The sequence below is a fragment of the Hwangdonia seohaensis genome (genome assembly GCF_031932625.1).
Classification (GTDB): Bacteria; Bacteroidota; Bacteroidia; order Flavobacteriales; family Flavobacteriaceae; genus Hwangdonia; species Hwangdonia seohaensis.
Window position 1 is genome coordinate 1131801 of record NZ_JAVSCK010000001.1, and the last position, 18419, is coordinate 1150219.

Annotated in this window: 10 protein-coding genes; 9 read left to right on the plus strand and 1 reads right to left on the minus strand. The window is 37.1% G+C overall.

Annotation, left to right across the window (positions count from 1 at the left end; genetic code table 11):
- The 8 genes from sov (at position 1) to RNZ47_RS04915 (ending at position 16170) form a co-directional block, all read left to right on the plus strand.
- Complete coding sequence (gene sov, locus RNZ47_RS04880; RefSeq protein WP_311937230.1) at positions 1 to 7218, plus strand: T9SS outer membrane translocon Sov/SprA; 7218 nt, start codon at positions 1 to 3, stop codon at positions 7216 to 7218.
- A 62-nt stretch (positions 7219 to 7280) separates the two neighbouring features.
- Entirely contained in the window at positions 7281 to 7661 is a 381-nt protein-coding gene (gene gcvH, locus RNZ47_RS04885) for a glycine cleavage system protein GcvH (RefSeq protein WP_311937233.1), read from the plus strand.
- Complete coding sequence (locus RNZ47_RS04890; protein ID WP_311937235.1) at positions 7654 to 8028, plus strand: VanZ family protein; 375 nt, start codon at positions 7654 to 7656, stop codon at positions 8026 to 8028. Before gcvH ends, RNZ47_RS04890 begins: the two co-directional genes overlap by 8 nt.
- Positions 8029 to 8091: 63 nt before the next feature.
- Positions 8092 to 8811, plus strand: coding sequence for an energy transducer TonB (locus RNZ47_RS04895; RefSeq protein ID WP_311937238.1), 720 nt, complete (start codon positions 8092 to 8094; stop codon positions 8809 to 8811).
- Positions 8812 to 9122: 311 nt separating this feature from the next.
- Entirely contained in the window at positions 9123 to 9908 is a 786-nt protein-coding gene (locus RNZ47_RS04900) for an energy transducer TonB (RefSeq protein ID WP_311937240.1), read from the plus strand.
- Positions 9909 to 10058: 150 nt separating this feature from the next.
- Positions 10059 to 12158 (plus strand): gliding motility outer membrane protein RemB, encoded by a 2100-nt coding sequence (remB, locus tag RNZ47_RS04905; protein ID WP_311937243.1) that lies wholly within the window; start codon positions 10059 to 10061, stop codon positions 12156 to 12158.
- A 394-nt stretch (positions 12159 to 12552) separates the two neighbouring features.
- Positions 12553 to 13032 (plus strand): Riean_0653 family protein, encoded by a 480-nt coding sequence (locus RNZ47_RS04910; RefSeq protein ID WP_311937245.1) that lies wholly within the window; start codon positions 12553 to 12555, stop codon positions 13030 to 13032.
- A gap of 36 nt (positions 13033 to 13068) precedes the next feature.
- Complete coding sequence (locus tag RNZ47_RS04915; RefSeq protein WP_311937247.1) at positions 13069 to 16170, plus strand: T9SS type A sorting domain-containing protein; 3102 nt, start codon at positions 13069 to 13071, stop codon at positions 16168 to 16170.
- A 305-nt stretch (positions 16171 to 16475) separates the two neighbouring features.
- On the opposite strand, the gene RNZ47_RS04920 is transcribed toward RNZ47_RS04915, so the two are convergent.
- Positions 16476 to 17372, minus strand: a complete 897-nt coding sequence (locus RNZ47_RS04920) for an MBL fold metallo-hydrolase (protein WP_311937250.1) — start codon at positions 17370 to 17372, stop codon at positions 16476 to 16478.
- A gap of 151 nt (positions 17373 to 17523) precedes the next feature.
- Between RNZ47_RS04920 and cyoE the strand changes: the two genes are divergently transcribed.
- The gene (cyoE, locus tag RNZ47_RS04925; RefSeq protein ID WP_311937253.1) at positions 17524 to 18417 is read left to right on the plus strand and encodes a heme o synthase; all 894 of its coding nucleotides are present in this window, start codon (positions 17524 to 17526) and stop codon (positions 18415 to 18417) included.
- Positions 18418 to 18419: the final 2 nt, after the last annotated feature.

Sequence of the window (18419 nt, forward strand, 5' to 3'; positions counted from 1 at the left end):
TTGAATATAACTAACCTGAATTTTTATAAATCGATTAAACATTACTTTCTTATAGTTTTTGTGCTTTTGTTTACGCTCTCGGTTTGGTCTCAAGAGCCCGCACAAGATTCTGTAAAAACAGGATTTAGTTTAGGGAAAATTAAAGCGCCAAACCCCAATAGTGTCGAGTCTAAATACACCTACGATCCCGTAACCAACCGTTACATTTATACCGAAAAAATTGGGACTTACAATATAAAGTACCCCGTTATTTTAACGCCAAAAGAGTATTATGCTTTGGTGGCAAAAGAAAATTTAAAAGCCTATTACAAAGAAAAAATTGATGCTTTTGATGGCAAAAAAGCGGGCACAAAAGACGGACAGAAAAACTTAATTCCCGAGTTTTATGTGAAGTCCGATTTTTTCACCTCCATTTTCGGAAGCGATACCATAAGCGTTATTCCGCAAGGTTCAGTAGAAATGGATTTAGGCGTGCTGTTTTCAAAACAAAACAATCCGTCATTTTCACCTAAAAACAGAAGCAATTTCACTTTTGATTTCGACCAGCGCATCAGCTTAAGTTTAATGGGTAAAGTGGGTACGCGGTTGCAGGTAACCGCCAATTACGATACACAGGCGAGTTACGATTTTCAAGATATTATTAAATTAGAATACACCCCAACTGAAGACGACATTATTCAAAAAATAGAAGTTGGTAACGTAAGCATGCCCTTAAACAGCTCGTTGATTACGGGGGCGCAAAGTCTGTTTGGTGTAAAGGCGCAATTACAGTTTGGTAAAACTACGGTTACAGGAGTGTTTTCCGAGCAGAAATCGCAGTCCAATAATGTCGTCGCACAAGGTGGCGGAACGCTTGAAGAATTCGAATTATTTATAAGGGATTATGACGAAAACCGACACTTCTTTTTAGCCCAATATTTTAGAGATACTTATGATGCTTCCCTTGAAACCTATCCGTATATAAATAACAAAGGACTTCAAATTACGCGGCTGGAAGTTTGGGTAACCAACAGAAGCAACCGAACCGATAATGTTAGAAATATTGTAGCACTTCAAGATTTGGGTGAAACCGATTTAATAGGCTTACAAACACCGCCAGCAGGCTTTGTCAATGCCGGTTTGGGTGCTGTTCCCGACAACGGAAATAACGATTTTGACCCAACAGCAATAGGAACGTCCGGTGTGCTAACCGAAGCGGTTAGAGATGTGGCAACCGTACAATCGGGTATTTTGGTTTCTAATGTAAACGAAGGATTTGATTATGCCAAATTGGAAAACGCCCGTAAATTAATCAGCAATCAAGAGTATACCTTCAATAAGGATTTAGGCTATATTTCGTTAAACCAACGATTGAATAATGACGAGGTTTTGGCAGTCGCCTTTCAGTATACCATTGGCGGGCAAGTGTACCAAGTGGGGGAGTTTGCAAATGATGGGATTGATGCAACCGATGTGACCACAGATAATTCGGGACAAGTAACTGGCGTTACCAACAAAAACCTAATTTTAAAACTGTTAAAAAGCAGTATCACCAATGTGAATCAGCCTATTTGGAAGCTGATGATGAAAAACATTTACGATACGGGGGCGTATAATTTAAGTCAGGATGATTTTAAACTGAATATTTTTTATAATGAAGCATCACCTTTAAATTTTATTACGTCCGTTGGAACTACGCCTTTCCCAACACCTGGGCCAAATGAAGATCCTTTAAATGAAACCCCTTTGCTCAGGGTTTTCAGTTTGGATAAATTAAATTTCAATAACGACCCGCAAACTAAAGGCGATGGGTTTTTCGACTTTGTTCCAAACATAACCGTATTGCCACAAACTGGAAAAATAATATTCCCGAGCGCAGAACCATTTGGAGAATATCTTTTTGATAAACTGTCTTTAAATGCCAGTGAAGATTACGATAATGATGCAACGTACAACGAAAACCAAACAAAATACGTTTACGACGTGTTGTATAAAAGCACCAAAACGGCAGCTTTGGAAGAAGTTGAAAAAAATAAATTCAAATTAAAAGGCCGTTATAAATCTGTTGGCGGTGGCGGCATCCCTATTCCTTTTGGGGCAGCAAGAGGCTCTGTTACAGTTACAGCCGGTGGTCGCGTATTAGTTGAAGGCGTCGATTATGTGGTGGATTATGCTTCAGCACGCGTGGAGATTTTAGACGAAGCGTTAAAAGCATCCAATACACCAATTAATGTGTCGGCTGAAAACAATGCGGTTTTTGGGCAGCAAACAAAACGTTTTACGGGCATCAATGTCGAGCATAAATTCAACGAAAACTTTGTTTTGGGCGGTACGCTTTTAAACCTTAACGAACGGCCCATAACCCAAAAAGCAAATTACGGATCAGAGCCTATAAACAATACCATTTTCGGGTTTAACGGAAACTATTCAACCAAAGTGCCCTTTTTTACACGATTGGTAAATAAACTACCAAATATAGATACCGATGTAGAATCTAATTTGTCGGTACGCGGAGAGTTTGCTTATTTAGCTCCAGGCGCCCCAAAAGGCACGAACCTTAATGGCGAAGCCACATCGTATGTTGATGATTTTGAAGGCTCGCAAGGCAGCATCGATTTAAAATCGCAGCAATCGTGGTATTTGTCAAGTACCCCATTCGACCCTAGTTTGGGCTATACCGAAGTTACAGACCCAAACAGCCCAACAAACCTTCAAAATGGTTACCAACGCGCCATGTTAAATTGGTACACCATCGACCCAATTTTTTATAGCAGCAGACGACCCGATGATATTTCAGATGATGATGTCTCAGACTTATTCACAAGCCGTGTTTTTATAAACGAACTGTTCCCCGAAAGGGATTTGGTACAAGGTCAAAATTCGGTGCTTTTCACTTTGGATTTGGCGTACTATCCTTCCGAAAGAGGGCCGTACAACTTCAATCCAGCTGCAAATGGCAATACACTCCCCAATCCGCAACAAAGTTGGGCAGGTATTACCCGAGCATTAACATCAACAGATTTAGAGCAGGCCAATGTGGAATATATTGAGTTTTGGTTGCAAGATCCGTTTCAGGAAAATCCAACAAATCCTGGTGGTAAATTGGTGTTTAACTTAGGAAATATTTCTGAGGATGTTTTGGCAGACGGAAGAAAACAATACGAAAACGGATTGCCGGATTCTTCAAACAATGCCTTTACCACAGAGACTTCTTGGGGGCAAACACCGGCAAATCAATCCTTGGTGTATGCGTTTGATACCACAGGGCAAGATAGAATTCTTCAAGATGTTGGTTACGATGGTTTAAGCGATGCAGACGAAAGCGTTAAGTTCCCGGACTTTGCAGGATTGGAAGACCCAGCAAACGATAACTACAGCTATTTTTTAGATGCCGAAGGCGATATTTTTGCACGTTATAAAAAATACAATGGTGTTGAGGGCAATACACCCGATACGTTTTCTGATACCGTAAGAGCCGCCAATACACAACCCGATACCGAAGACATTAATCGTGATAACACCATGAATACGATTAATAGCTATTTTGAATACGAGTTGGATATTACACGCCAGAATTTACCAGAATCGGAGGCTGATTTTAATAACATTCCAAGTGCTAATCCTTTAAAGGAATTTTTAAGGGATTTTAAAAACAGACCAAGATTGCTCCCTAATGGCGATACAAAAAATGTGCGTTGGTATCAGTTCAGAATTCCGGTTCAAGGCAGTCATGTAAATTCTGTTGGAGGTATTAACGATTTAAGATCGGTGCGTTTTGCACGTATGTATCTTAAAGAATTTTCAGAAAATACGGTATTCCGTTTCGGAACTTTAGATTTGGTACGAAGCGATTGGAGACGCTACACGCAAGCTTTAGATAAAAACGACCCCACCCCAGACGACCCTCAAACCGATTTTTCAGTAGGTGTTATCGGAACTCTTGAAAACGAGGGAAGCTACAAAAGACCTCCCGGAATTGATCCTGAGGAATTGTTTAATAACAATACGGTTATTCAGCAAAACGAACAATCGTTAGTGGTTAATGTGTGCAATTTAGAGTCGGAAGATGCTAAGGCAGTTTATAAAAACATAAGTATCGACATGCGTCAATACAAACGTTTACGCATGTTTATGCATGCCGAATCGGGCGAATCTGGAAATACTTTGTCCAATGATGAATTGGTTGGTTTCATTCGTATTGGTAACGATTTAACCGATAATTTTTATCAAATAGAAATGCCATTGCAGGTTTCAACATCCACAACAAGAGAAGGGTTGTGGCCGGAAGAAAATGAAATTAATTTATCCATTGATGTTTTAGGGCAAATTAAATCCATGGGCATATCAGATGGGACGTTAACCAATTTAGACCCTACATTTTACGATGTTATTAACGGCGAAGCAATCCCAATTACGGGTGACCAATATTCCAATTATGTAGCCGGCCAACACCGTATCGCCATAAAAGGAAATCCTAATTTCGGCGATGTGCGAACACTGATGGTTGGGGTTAAAAATGCGACCAATCGAGATGATGTTTGTGCCGAAGTTTGGTTTAACGAATTGCGTTTGTCCGATTTAGATAACGAAGGCGGTTGGGCTGCCGTTTTAAGTATGGATACCAATTTTGCTGATTTCGCAAATATTAGCGCCACGGGCAGACAAAGCACCTCTGGTTTTGGTACGATTGAGCAAGGTCCCAGCCAGCGTAGTTTAGAAGATGTGAAGCAATACGATGTGGTAACCAATGTAAACGTTGGGCAGTTATTGCCAAAAAAATGGGGCATTCAAGTGCCTTTTAATTATGCGCAAAGCGAAGAGTTGGTGACACCAAAATACGATCAGTTTTATAAAGATTTAACTTTGGAGTCCCGATTGGACGCAGCAAACGATAACGCTGAACGCGACAAAATAAAAGAACAATCTGAAGATTACACCAGACGCCAAAGCATCAATTTTATTGGCGTTAGAAAAATAAGAACGGGCGACTCCAAACCGCGTTTTTACGATGTTGAAAATTTAACGCTTAACTATTCGTATAATAAATTAGAGCATCGCGATTTCGAAATTGAAAACTCAGTCAATAAAACGGTAAGGGTTGGTGCTAATTATGCCTTTAATTTTAACCCGATAACGGTTGAACCTTTTAAAAAGAACGATTCGTTATTCAAAAGTAAATATTGGAAAATCCTAAAAGATTTCAACTTCAATTTATTACCTACCAGTTTTACGGTTAATACGGATATTAATCGTCAATTCAACCGACAAAAATTTAGGGATATCGATTTAGGCGCTGGCAACATTGGTATTGAAGAGTTGTTTAGAAGAAATTACACCTTCGATTTTCAATACACCATCAACTATAATTTAACCAAGGCCTTAAGCTTAAATTTTACGGCGGCAAACAATAATATTGTCCGTAATTATTTTAAAGACAATATTGTAAACGGCGAGCAAGACCCAACACTTGATGTTTGGGATGGGTTTTTGGATTTTGGCGACCCGAATAGGCAAACCCAGGATTTAGGAATCACCTACGAATTGCCCATACATAAAATACCGACATTCAGCTTTTTAAAAGCAACTTATCAATACAATGGGAATTTTCAGTGGCAAAAAGGTTCCGATTTGTACGGCGAGGTTTTAGGCGGCGATGTTAACTCCATTCAAAACGCAAACACCCATAATATCAATTCAACTTTAGATATGAAAAAGTTGTATAACTATATTGGTTTGGTAAAAAAACCAGTGAGAAGGGTTAGGAGCAGAACACCGCAAAAAGGGAGCCCACCGGGAGCCAATCAAAATGCAACACCCGTAAGAAGCAAAAACACATCGGTTACAAAACTGTTAAATGCAGGCGTTGATATTTTAACCAGTATCAAACGCATTCAATTTAATTACTCCGAGAACAATGGTACTTTTTTACCGGGTTACACCCAAACGCCTGGGTTTATTGGCACGCTAAGGCCAACATTGGGCTATACATTTGGAAGTCAAAGCGATATTAGGCATTTGGCCGCCAGAAACGGATGGTTAACGGTGTTCCCGGAATTTAATCAACAATACACCGAAACCCATACCAAGCAGTTGGATTTTTCAGCGAATTTAGAGCCTGTAAGCGATTTAAAAATAGACATTGTAGGTAACAGAGCGCATTACGAAAACTATAATGAAAATTATAAAGTTGAAAACGGCGTGTACCAATCCTTAACCCCAAACACCTTTGGAAACTTTAATATTTCTACCATTTTAATTAAAACCGCATTCGGTAAAAGCGATGAAAAAATATCGGATGCCTTTAACGATTTTAGGGCGAATAGATTGAAAATTGCAGAACGGCTTGCCGAGGAATTTTACGGCAATTCAACCTATGCCAGAGATGCAGAAGGCTATCCGTTAGGTTTCGGAAAAAACAATCAAGCCGTATTATTGCCCGCGTTTTTAGCGGCATACTCCGGGCAAGACGCCAACAAGGTTAAAACCAGTGCTTTTAGAGATGTGCCCATTCCTAACTGGGATTTAAAATACACCGGTTTTATGAAGTTTAATTGGTTTAAAAAGCGCTTTAAACGCTTCTCTGTAACACATGGGTATCGCTCAACATATACCATCAATCAGTTTAGCACCAACTTAAATTTGAATACGGATGCCAGTGCCAACGAAGCTCCAATTCCAGGAACAGACTATGCAAGTCAACCCTCCGAGGCTTTGGACCAATCGGGCAATTATAAAAACGGCACCTTATTTAGCAATATCAATTTAACCGAGCTGTTCAGTCCGTTAATTCGAATTGATTTCGAAATGAAAAACTCCATAAAAATTCTTGCCGAAATTAAAAAAGACAGATTGTTGTCCTTAAGCTTCGATAATAACTTGCTCACCGAAATTCAAGGTAACGAGTACGTGATTGGGTTGGGGTATCGTATAAAAGACGTGCGTATTCGTTCGCAACTTGCAGGTCCCCAAAAACGTATTGTAAGCGATTTGAATATGAAAGCGGATATATCGGTAAGAGATAACAAAACCATCATCCGTTATTTGGATTTAGAGAACAATCAAGTAACTAGCGGACAAACCATTTGGGGCTTAAAATATTCGGCAGATTACGCTTTTAGCAAAAACCTAACAGGTATTTTTTATTTTGATTATGCGTTTTCTGAATATGCCATTTCAACCGCATTTCCGCAAACCACTATTCGTTCCGGTATTACATTAAGGTATAATTTCGGGAATTAATTTGAAATTAACATCTGAATAAATACATTTGTGAAACTATAAACGAACTAAAATTATTTTAAATGAATATTCCATCAGAATTAAAATACACCAAAGACCACGAGTGGATTCGTATTGAAGGCGACATCGCTACTATTGGCATTACCGATTTTGCACAAAGCGAATTGGGCGACATCGTATATGTTGAGGTTGAAACCGTTGACGAAACCCTCGATGCCGAAGAAGTTTTTGGCACCGTTGAAGCTGTAAAAACCGTATCCGATTTGTTCTTGCCTTTATCTGGTGAAATCATTGAGTTTAACGAAGTATTGGAAGACGAGCCGGAAAAAGTAAATAGCGATCCTTATGGCGACGGTTGGATGATTAAGCTTAAATGCTCAGATCTTTCGCAAACAGAAGGCCTTATGTCTGCCGACGATTATAAAGCACTAATCGGTGCTTAAAAAATACGCACTTGTACTTGCGGTATTTTACTCGCTAGGGTTAGCAACAGTAAGTTTAATAACACTTAATAACTTACCAAATGTTGGGATTAATTTTGCCGATAAAATATTTCATTTTATAGTATACGGTGTGTTGGCATATTTATGGTTTAACACCTTTTTTTTTAAGTTTAAATACAAAAAACGAAAGGCCATATTTTATGCGGCACTGTTTTCAATAATATTTGGTATAATAATTGAAGTGTTACAAGGAAGCGCTACAGCATCAAGACATACTGATGTTTATGATGCCATAGCAAATACTTTGGGCGTGTTATTTATGGTAGCAATACTGTTAATTAACAAAAAAATGCATATTAAAAATTAATAATCGCTTGCTTTTTTGACAAATAAATGGTTAATTTAGCAATCTTCAAAAAACAATTAAATTATGGAACCTAAAAAAAATCCTAAGGCAAATGTAGGGCGAAACAGTTCGTTGTATTTTGCAATTGGCTTAGCTTTAATGCTATTCTTAACAAATTATGCGATTAATTACAAAACGTATGATAAGGAAGCTATTGATATCGGACAATTAAATTTAGATGATATTGATGACGAAGAAATTCCGTTAACAGAACAATTACAAACACCGCCACCACCACCGCCACCACCGGCAGCTCCAGAAGTTATTGAGGTTGTAGAGGATGAAGAAGAGGTAGAGGAAACGGTGATTGAATCAACAGAAGCCGACCAAGAAACCGAAATTGTTGAGGTTGAAGAAGTAGAGGTTGAAGAGGTTGAAGAGGATATCGAAGTTCCTTTTGCAGTTATTGAAAACGTACCGGTTTTCCCAGGATGCGAAAGCGGAAATAATGATGCGAAGAAAAAATGTATGTCTGAGAAAATCACAAAGTTTGTACAAAAGAAGTTCAATACAGATTTGGCAGGCGATTTAGGATTATCAGGAAGACAGCGTATTAACGTAATCTTTAAAATTGATAAATCGGGTAATATTACAGGTATTCGCTCAAGAGCACCGCACCCTGCTTTAGAAAAAGAAGCGGCAAGAGTAATTAACTTATTGCCTAAAATGAAACCAGGAAAACAACGTGGTAAAGCCGTAACCGTTCCATATTCTTTACCAATTATTTTCCAAGTACAAGATTAATTAAAACCATAAAGCATTTATAATTATTTAAAACCTCGAAGTTCACTTCGGGGTTTTTTTATTTTAATTTCCTTTTGGAGAGGCTAAAACTGTTAAGCCAAGGCTTTGGATGAGGTATATAAAATCCCGTTACACTTACTGCAACGGGATTTCTTTTTTGGTATGCTTATTGTGATTTTATCATAATATTAACATTTAAACTATAATAATTATGAAATGAGCATAAACAAAATTGTGTTTATATTCCTGGAAACAATAAATTTTGTTTTGCGAATTGCATTTGACCTTAGTTTGATATAAAACATTAACAAATGAATAATCCAAAAGAAACTCACGAACTCATTCGGCAAAATGAGCAAACCGTGAAAAAATCACAAAAGCATGAGGCAAATTTACAAAAAAACTCCATCCTCTATTTTCAAATTGGTTTAATTGTTTGTTTGCTGGGAGCCTATGGCTTGTTTGAAATGAAGTTTGAAACGACCATCTCCACTTATGGTAACTTACCCGATTTTGAAGAACCAACTTATGTTGATATTCCAATTATTAAAACGGTAAAGCCAACTATTGAAGAGCCTGTTACACAGAAACAAACTAAATCCCATGAGTTTGAAGAAGTGCCAAATGATACACCCGATAATCTTTTTAAAGATGAGCCAATTGAAAAATCTTCAGATAATATAAACCCACCGATTGACCCTGGAGATATTGATGTTATTCCTGTACCAGAGGAAGTGCCCGTTCCAATTGCATTTGTAGAGCAAGTACCCATCTATCCAGGTTGTGAAAAGAAAAAAACAAATGACGAAAGGCGTCAATGCATGTCTGAAAAATTAACCAAACTCATTCAAAAAAAGTTTAATACCGGTGTTGGTGACGATTTAGGTTTGTCTGGAAAACAAGTTATTCGTACACAGTTTAAAATTGATAAAACAGGCCATGTAACCGATGTTAAAGTTAGAGGCACACATCCTGAGTTGGAAAAAGAAGCACAGCGTGTCATCAATAAAATCCCAGATATGACTCCGGGAAAACAGCGCGATAAAAACGTTGGAGTAAGTTATACGTTACCTATTGTATTTAAAGTTCAGAATTAATAAGTCTAATTACTTTTAAAATATTAAATCCGTTATCAAATAAATTGATAGCGGTTTTTTATGGTTCCGAAAACTTGTGAATAGGTTTAATCGGTTCTAATCTAAAAATTATAGTATCTTTCAGCTCAAAATCAATGCTTATTAAATCCTATGAAGCAATTCATTGTCCTACTTCTACTTTTAGTTCAAAATAATGTATTCTCGCAAGATACTTTTCAATATGAAAAACCACCGGTTTTCCCCAATTGTGAATCAGTAGACATTGAGGCCTTGCAACACTGTTTTGACAACAGCGTATTCACCCATATTTTCTATAATTTTAAAGTGCCACAAAAGACTTTAGACGAAAATTACAAAGGCAACGTTGCCGTGCTTTTTGAAGTGGATACCACAGGTACATTTAAAGTGATTTATGTCGATGCCATTTATAACGAATTAAAAGACGAAGCAAAACGTGTTTTTGCATTGTTCCCCAAGGTAAAACCGGCAACTTATAATGGACGAACGACTTATAAGCAATATTCCATAGCCATTAAAATACCTTTGGTAAATCCATCAAACAGTTCTAAAAATGTTACCGAGGTTGATGAAATCTCTAAACTGGAAGCGGCTGCAAAAGCAGAGTTTGACAGTGTAAACAAAAGTATAAAAGCCTTTGAAAACAAAGGATATTCAAGCCAGTTGAACATTCCTTTTACTCATAGTGACTACGCCAAGTTTGATAGAAATATGAACCTTATCGGCACCAATAGCCACACGGCATCAAAGCCATTTGTTTATGATGAGGTTTCGAATTATTACGATTTTAAAGCTGAAAACCAAAAACTCCAAAAAGAAACCAACACGTGGGCAGGAAAAAAACTTTGGAACGAACATTTAGTGCAAATACAAAGTAAAGATTATTGGTTTACCATCGACCCTATTTTGGATTTACAAGTGGGTAAAGATACCGATGCCGATTTCAGTTCAACCTACAACAACACCCGTGGCTTTTTGGTTCAAGGTGGTTTGGGTAAAAAATTGAATTTTTATGCCTCGGTTTTCGAGAGCCAAGGGCGATTTGCACAATACGTTAATCAATATGCCGAAAGCTTAAAAGCCTTTGGGCCAGATCCGGCCATTATTCCCGGACGTGGTATCGCCAAACGTTTTAAAAGTGATTCTTACGATTATCCGGTTGCCGAAGCATATCTGTCGTACGCACCAGCAAAATTTATAAACATTCAGTTTGGTCACGGTAAAAACTTTATAGGCGATGGGTACCGTTCATTGTTGTTAAGCGATGTGGCGAGTCCGCACCCGTTTTTAAAATTGAACACCAAATTTTGGAAAATAAAATATACCAATACGTGGCTATGGCTAAAAGATGTACGACCGGAAGTGACTGAAGATGGCGCTTTTTTAACCAAATATTTGGCAAGCCATTATTTAAGTTGGAATGTTTCAAAACGATTTAATTTAGGCTTGTTTGAGTCGGTAATTTGGACGAACTCGAATAACAGGGGTTTCGATGTTAACTATTTAAACCCCATTATTTTTTATAGGGCTATTGAGTTTGAAACGGGACAGGATGCCGGAAATGCCATTATTGGCGCTTCGGCAAAATACAAATGGAACGATAATGTAAATATGTACAGTCAGTTTGTTTTAGATGAATTTTCGCTGGGCGATATAAAAGGCGGTGAGAGAAGTTGGAAAAACAAGTACGGATATCAAATAGGGGTTAAATATTTTAATGCCTTTAAAGTTGATAATTTAATGCTTCAGTTTGAATATAACCGCATACGGCCTTACACCTATTCGCATAATACGATTGCGACAAATTACGGTCACAACAACCAATCCATGGCACATTTATGGGGCGCAAACTTTAGTGAAACCATTTTGATTGGGCGTTACCATTACAAGCGTTGGTTTGCCGATGCGAAACTTATTTTCGGTGTTCGCGGATTGGATTTTAACGATGGCACCGATAATTTTAGTTACGGCGCGGATATTTTTAGAAACTATAACGACCGCCCTTTTGATACCGGAGTTGAAGTTGGACAAGGCATAAAAACAAAAACCTTTAACGGTAATCTGCAAGCGGGTTATATCATTAATCCGGCATCAAATTTAAAGCTGTTTACCGATATTAGTTTTAGAAATTTTGACCCTGAAGCTATTACTTCAACAACATTTAAAAGCAATACCGTTTGGTTTAATTTTGGACTACGAACCGATTTGTTTAATTGGTATTTCGACAACTAAAGTTGTCGTGCTGAACTTGTTTCAGCATCTCATAATTCTTTTCCTAAAACCAAGTTGAACTCATTCCGATGCATATCGGGATCTTATCAATTTCATCCTTCCAACAAAGGAGGGAATCTCAATTTTGAGAAGTCTTTATTTGGCGCATTCAAAATTGTAAGCTGAACTATTCCCGATACATATCGGGAACTTATAAACTTTGTCATTCCTGCGAAAGCAGGAATCCCATAAAAAGAACCTAACCTTTAACTGACTCCTTTCTAAACTTCATTTTACGGGTTTCCCACAGCAGTAAATATTAAAAACCATCTGTTTTCGATGAAGTGCATAGTATTACTTATGCTTTATGCCGTTTTTTTCTTACATTTATTTTAAAATTTAAGCCCAATATATTATGAAAAAGTTATTATTTGTTTTATCGCTTACCTTAAGCTTGTCTTGTTGTAATAAAGACGACAACCCAAGAAACCCCATAGACCAACTACCACCAGCTACACAAACTGGAGAGAATACGTTTGGGTGTTTGGTTAATGGAGAACCATTAGTTATAACTAACTCAAGAGAACAAGTAGCTATCTATCAACAAGGACAATTGCAATTTGGAGGGGGGGGCATAACTATGATTTTAGGTGATCCAATAAAAATTAATGAGGAATATGATTTAACAGGTAAGGCTAGATTTTTTGTTGATCCAAATCCTCAATTAGGTTGTCATTATGATTTCCAAGACTCATATCAAGGAAATTTAATATTTAGTAAAATAGATAGAGTTAATTATTTCATTTCAGGAACATTTTCATTTTCTACTATTACTAATAATTGTGAGGACATAAAAATCACCGAAGGGCGTTTCGATATGAAATATATCCCGTAATAATATAATTTTTAAACATTTTAATCCATTTTAATTATGAAAAAACTACTCGTTTTTACACTACTCTGTATTGCCTTTTTTTGCGGTAATGCACAAAACAATGATTACTACAACCGCATGCAACATGTGTTTGGTAACATTGATAAAACCAAAGTTACAACAGGTTACCTTAAGGAATTTGGGATTCGGTTTAATGAAGTGGAAAACTACAATGGCGTTTTAAGCACCAATAACCTTGTGGATAAAACCCAATGGCAGTCTTTGTACAGTTCACTCTACACCATGCGTGTAGGTACTGTAGCCCAAAATATGATAGTACCAAATACGGTATTCAACAATTTAAAAAACCAACAAGCCAACAGTACAGAAGATGTGTTATTGGCGGCGCAGTATTACACCTACCAACAATATAAAACCAATGCGGTAAGCAATGGCGATGTTACAGTTAGTAACGACCGTATTTATGACGTGGCAGGTAGAAACCCGTACGATACCAAAACCATTTTTGGGGTTGCACCATTAAAAAAACAATTACAGGGTAATACCTTTAGCTTTAAACTGCCAAGTGGTTTAATATATACCAACACCAGTTTAACCCTAAGCCAAGTACAAATGGATTTTGACGATGGCAATGGTTACCAAACCATCACACTTAATACCGCTAAAAATGTTACTTACAGTTCTGGGGGTGAAAAGGAGCTAAAAGTAAAGTTTGTATATAGTGGTGGTCCAACCCTATATAGCCATTCCAAAATTTGGGTAGATTATATAGCACCGCAAGGCGGCCCATTGGCGCGGTTTAGCGGTAATGGGTTTCTTAACCAAAATGGTACTTTGTGGTTTAACAACCCTGTAACAGGCAATCCTTGGAATGGAGGCAATGCAACAGGGCGGATAACCATAGAATTGGCACCTGGGCACACCCAACTCACCAAACCCCTGATTGTAGTGGAAGGTTTTGACCCTGATAACCGATTTAATTATTTTAGTTTGATTAATTCTCAAGAGCCAGGAGGTTTAGAAGTTGATTTAGACCCTAACCCTTCAAATTTTTATAGTTTAAATGAAGCCATAGAAGATGAAGGTTACGATTTGGTATTTATAGACTACGTAAACAGTACCGATTATATACAGCGTAATGCCTATATGGTAGAGGAAGTAATACGCCAAATAAACCAACTAAAAGTAGGCAATGAGAAAAACGTGGTCTTGGGTATGAGCATGGGTGGTTTGGTGGCCCGTTATGCTTTACGCGATATGGAGATTAACAGCGAAATTCACGACACTAAACTCTACATTAGCCATGATGCACCGCACCAAGGTGCTAATGTGCCTCTTGGTTTTCAAGCTTTAGCAAGACATTTATATGGCGAAGAAATTAGTATTCCTATACTGTTAAGTTTAATTGATTTTGACATTGTAAGCTTGCCAAGTTTAGTTCCAGATTTAAATAATGGTTATAATTTATTACAATCTCCAGCGGCACAACAAATGCTTACGTACCAATTACAAGGTGCTGGGGCTAATGTTTCTGTAAATAACAACACATTACACGATAGTTTTTCCACAGAACTTTCTAATATGGGATATCCGCAGCAAAATGGCATCAGGAATATTGCCATAGCCAATGGTTCAGAATGTGGCAACCCTTTAGGTTTTAACGCATACGATACCTTGGTAGATGTTAATGAGACAGTAGATTTGCCTTTTTTTATTACTAACGTAGCATTAGCGTTTATAAACCTAGCAGGTTGGAATCCTTTAAAATCAATAAGCTCTCTTTTGTCAACAAATACAGATATTAAAGTACAAGTTAATGTTAAGGCATTGCCAAATCAAGAATCTAAACAAATATATAAGGGAAAAATTTTCATTAGAAAAGCAGTTTTAGGGTTTATAATTATTCATGAAGATTTGATAGATCAGAAAACGCTTAATTCTTCATCATCCATGTTGCCATTGGATAATGCCAATGGTGGTGTCTATAACATTGATACATTTGTAACGCTACCACCAGAATTTAATAGTTATGTTTTAGAACGTGAATTTAATTTTATACCTACTTTTAGTAGTTTGGATATTGGTGGTGGCAACCAAACTATAAACTATTTGGATTTAAACAAAGCTTATTCGCCTTTGTCTCCTCCAAAGTCACCAAAAAACACACCCTTTGATAATTTTTTCACAAACGAATTAAGTAGCGAACAACATATTCAGTTTACGTTAAATAATGGTAATTGGCTTATTGAAGAATTAGATAGTGATAATAATCAAGGCTTTTTTTCTTGCGCTTCAACAGATTGTACAGGAACTTTAAATTTAAAAATATTAGGTAAAGAGAATATTTGTGGAACAAATTCTGAAGCTTATTCTGTAGGTAACTTGTCATCTTTAGTAAATCCAAATTGGAGTATTTCACCTTCGGGAGATTTTACTCTAGCTACAACTGGAAATAATATTATTGTTACGCCTAACAGTAATTTTACTGGCAATGCTACATTAAGAGCAATAATTAGTACTCAATGTGGTGATTTTTTTACACTAACAAAAAAAATATGGATAGGAAAACCAAAAATTAATAATCTCCCTCCTGGTCCTGGACAGGCACCTTCAAATACTTTTTGCCAAACCTATAATTATGAACCTCAAAACTCAATAACGGTTGATGCACAAGGCCTTGATTATGGCACTTCAAATAGCGATTGGGAATGGACACCAATTACAAATAACTTTATTTATAATACATATAAAAATAAAATTAACATTATACCTCATCAATTAGGTACTATAGTTTTTACAGTTAGAGTAAAAAATTCATGTGGTTGGTCTGTACCCGCTATATTTCAGTATCTGGTTACAGATTGTGGGCCTGGTGGAGGGCAACAGTTTAGAGTGTCTCCAAACCCAGCTACCAGTACTATAAATATTTCACATAAAAACACATCATCAGAATTTATAAAACAATTGGACGATATAACACAATTAAAGCTTTACGATTTTTCCAGCACTGTTTTAATTGAAAAACGTAACGGTAGTTTAAAGACATTAAACATATCCAGACTAAAAGAAGGTATTTATTATTTGGAAATTACTTCTGGTGATAAAACAGAAGTGCATAAAATTGTAGTAGATAAATAAAGGCTATCTAAAATTAAATAAGAAAGAGACCATTCGGAAGAAAGGTCTCTTTTTATATTTATGAATCATTAATGTCCGGTTAAGAATATTTTTGGTTTCACAAACCATTATTAGAACAATGGTTTTCATGGGTTTTTAAAATAGCACCTTACTTTTCGGAATGGTTTTATGGAAATAGAGCAAGTCAATTTTCTTTTGAAGTTATACCTGTTTGTCAGGTAGTTAAATCCGAGTCTTGGTTCTAATATCTAAAAGCGAAGCGGTCTTATGTCTTTTATCGGATAATACTGATTATGGATAAATTTTCACTCTTCCTTCAAACTAATATAAAAAGCACGCCTGATCTGCTCATCGTTTATAAACCAATCGCCATAATTTAAAGCGGTATATTCTTTGGTAATGGCTGCGTTATTGGTTACTTCGGCTTCGGTTTTGCCTTTTTTAATTTCGGCCAAAACACGGGTTTTTAATGTTTCGAGCATGGTTAAATACGCGGTAAGTTCTTGTTTATTGGACAGGTTTCGGTGTCCCGGAATAATTTTGGTATCGTCGTCAACCAGCATTAAAGCGTGTTTTGCAGCGTTTATATAACCGTTTACACTGCCGCCCGTTGATAAATCGATAAAAGGATATTTGCCCTGAAAATAGGTGTCGCCCATGTGCAGCACATTGCTGTTGGGGAAATAAATCATGGCATCGCCATCGGTATGCGCATTATCGACATGAAACACCATAACATCCTCACCGTTCATGTGAAAGGTGATGTTATCTGAAAATGAAACCAAGGGTAGTTTTGTTGGTGACGCTTTGGTGGTGCGGTCGCGATATTGGTCAAATTGGTCAACGCTCATGCGCTTTCTAACATTGTCGTGCGCTACGATTATAGCGCCTTCGTTTTTAATGTTTTCGTTACCGCCAACATGGTCGTGGTGCCAATGGGTGTTAATTAAAAATTTTATGGGTTTATCGCTTATCGCCCTAATGGCTGCCAGAATTTTTGGTGTTAAGGGTGCAAATTGGCTATCAATCATAATAATTCCATCATCGCCAACCGAAATTCCTATATTGCCACCTTGACCTTCGAGCATATAAATGTTTTCGGAAAGTTTATGGGTTTTTATGACAACCTCGTTGTTTTGGGCACAGGCCAAAAATGCTACCGAAAGAGCCAAAAAAGTGCAAATGGTTTTTAGTGTTTTCATTTTAAAGATATGTGAAGCATTAGTAGTGCTATAAAAATACAAAATTATGGGCGAAGCTGTGTTTTTTATTTTTTGAATACTTTGGTGGGTTAAATTGGTTTAATAAAGTATCTTTGCAATCGCGTTATAAAACGACCAAGAAAAGGAAACATTGAGCAAGTCAAAATCTTCAATAGCAACCCATTCTGTAATTTCAGATTTTAAGGAAATTACTAAAATGCGATTGGCGTTAAGCGTGGTGTTTTCGTCCCTTGCCGGTTATTTATTGGGTGCCGAAACGGTAGATTTTACAACCTTGGTTTTATTGGCTTTTGGTGGTTATTTTATGGTTGGCGCATCAAATGCCTTTAATCAAATTATTGAAAAAGATTTGGATGCGTTGATGAATCGTACCAAGGATAGGCCTATTCCCGCCGGACGCATGTCGGTGAACACTGCTTTTATAATCGCTTCCATTTTTACGGTTTTGGGCATTATTATTTTGTACAGCATCAATAAGCAAACTGCCATGTTTGGTGCCATTTCCATATTTTTATACACCTGTGTTTATACACCTTTAAAAACCAAAACCCCGTTAGCGGTATTTGTTGGCGCCATTCCGGGAGCCATTCCATTTATGTTGGGTTGGGTTGCCGCTACAGACAATTTTGGCATAGAACCCGGAACTTTATTCGCACTACAATTTTTTTGGCAATTTCCCCATTTTTGGGCCATCGGTTGGTTTTTGTTTGAAGATTATAAAAAGGGCGGATTCTTTATGCTGCCTACTGGAAAACAAGACAAAGGCACCGCGGTACAAACCATAATGTATACCATTTGGACTTTGATAGTATCAATTATTCCGGTGTTTGGTTTTACAGGAGAATTACAATTGTCCATCGTATCGGCGGTCATTGTATTGCTCTTAGGATTGTGGATGCTGTATTACGCCATTCGCTTATTCAAATTAATGACTGAAAAATCAGCAAAACAATTGATGCTGGTTAGTGTGTCTTATATCTCATTAGTGCAAATAGTATATGTTATAGATAAATTTATTAGATAACT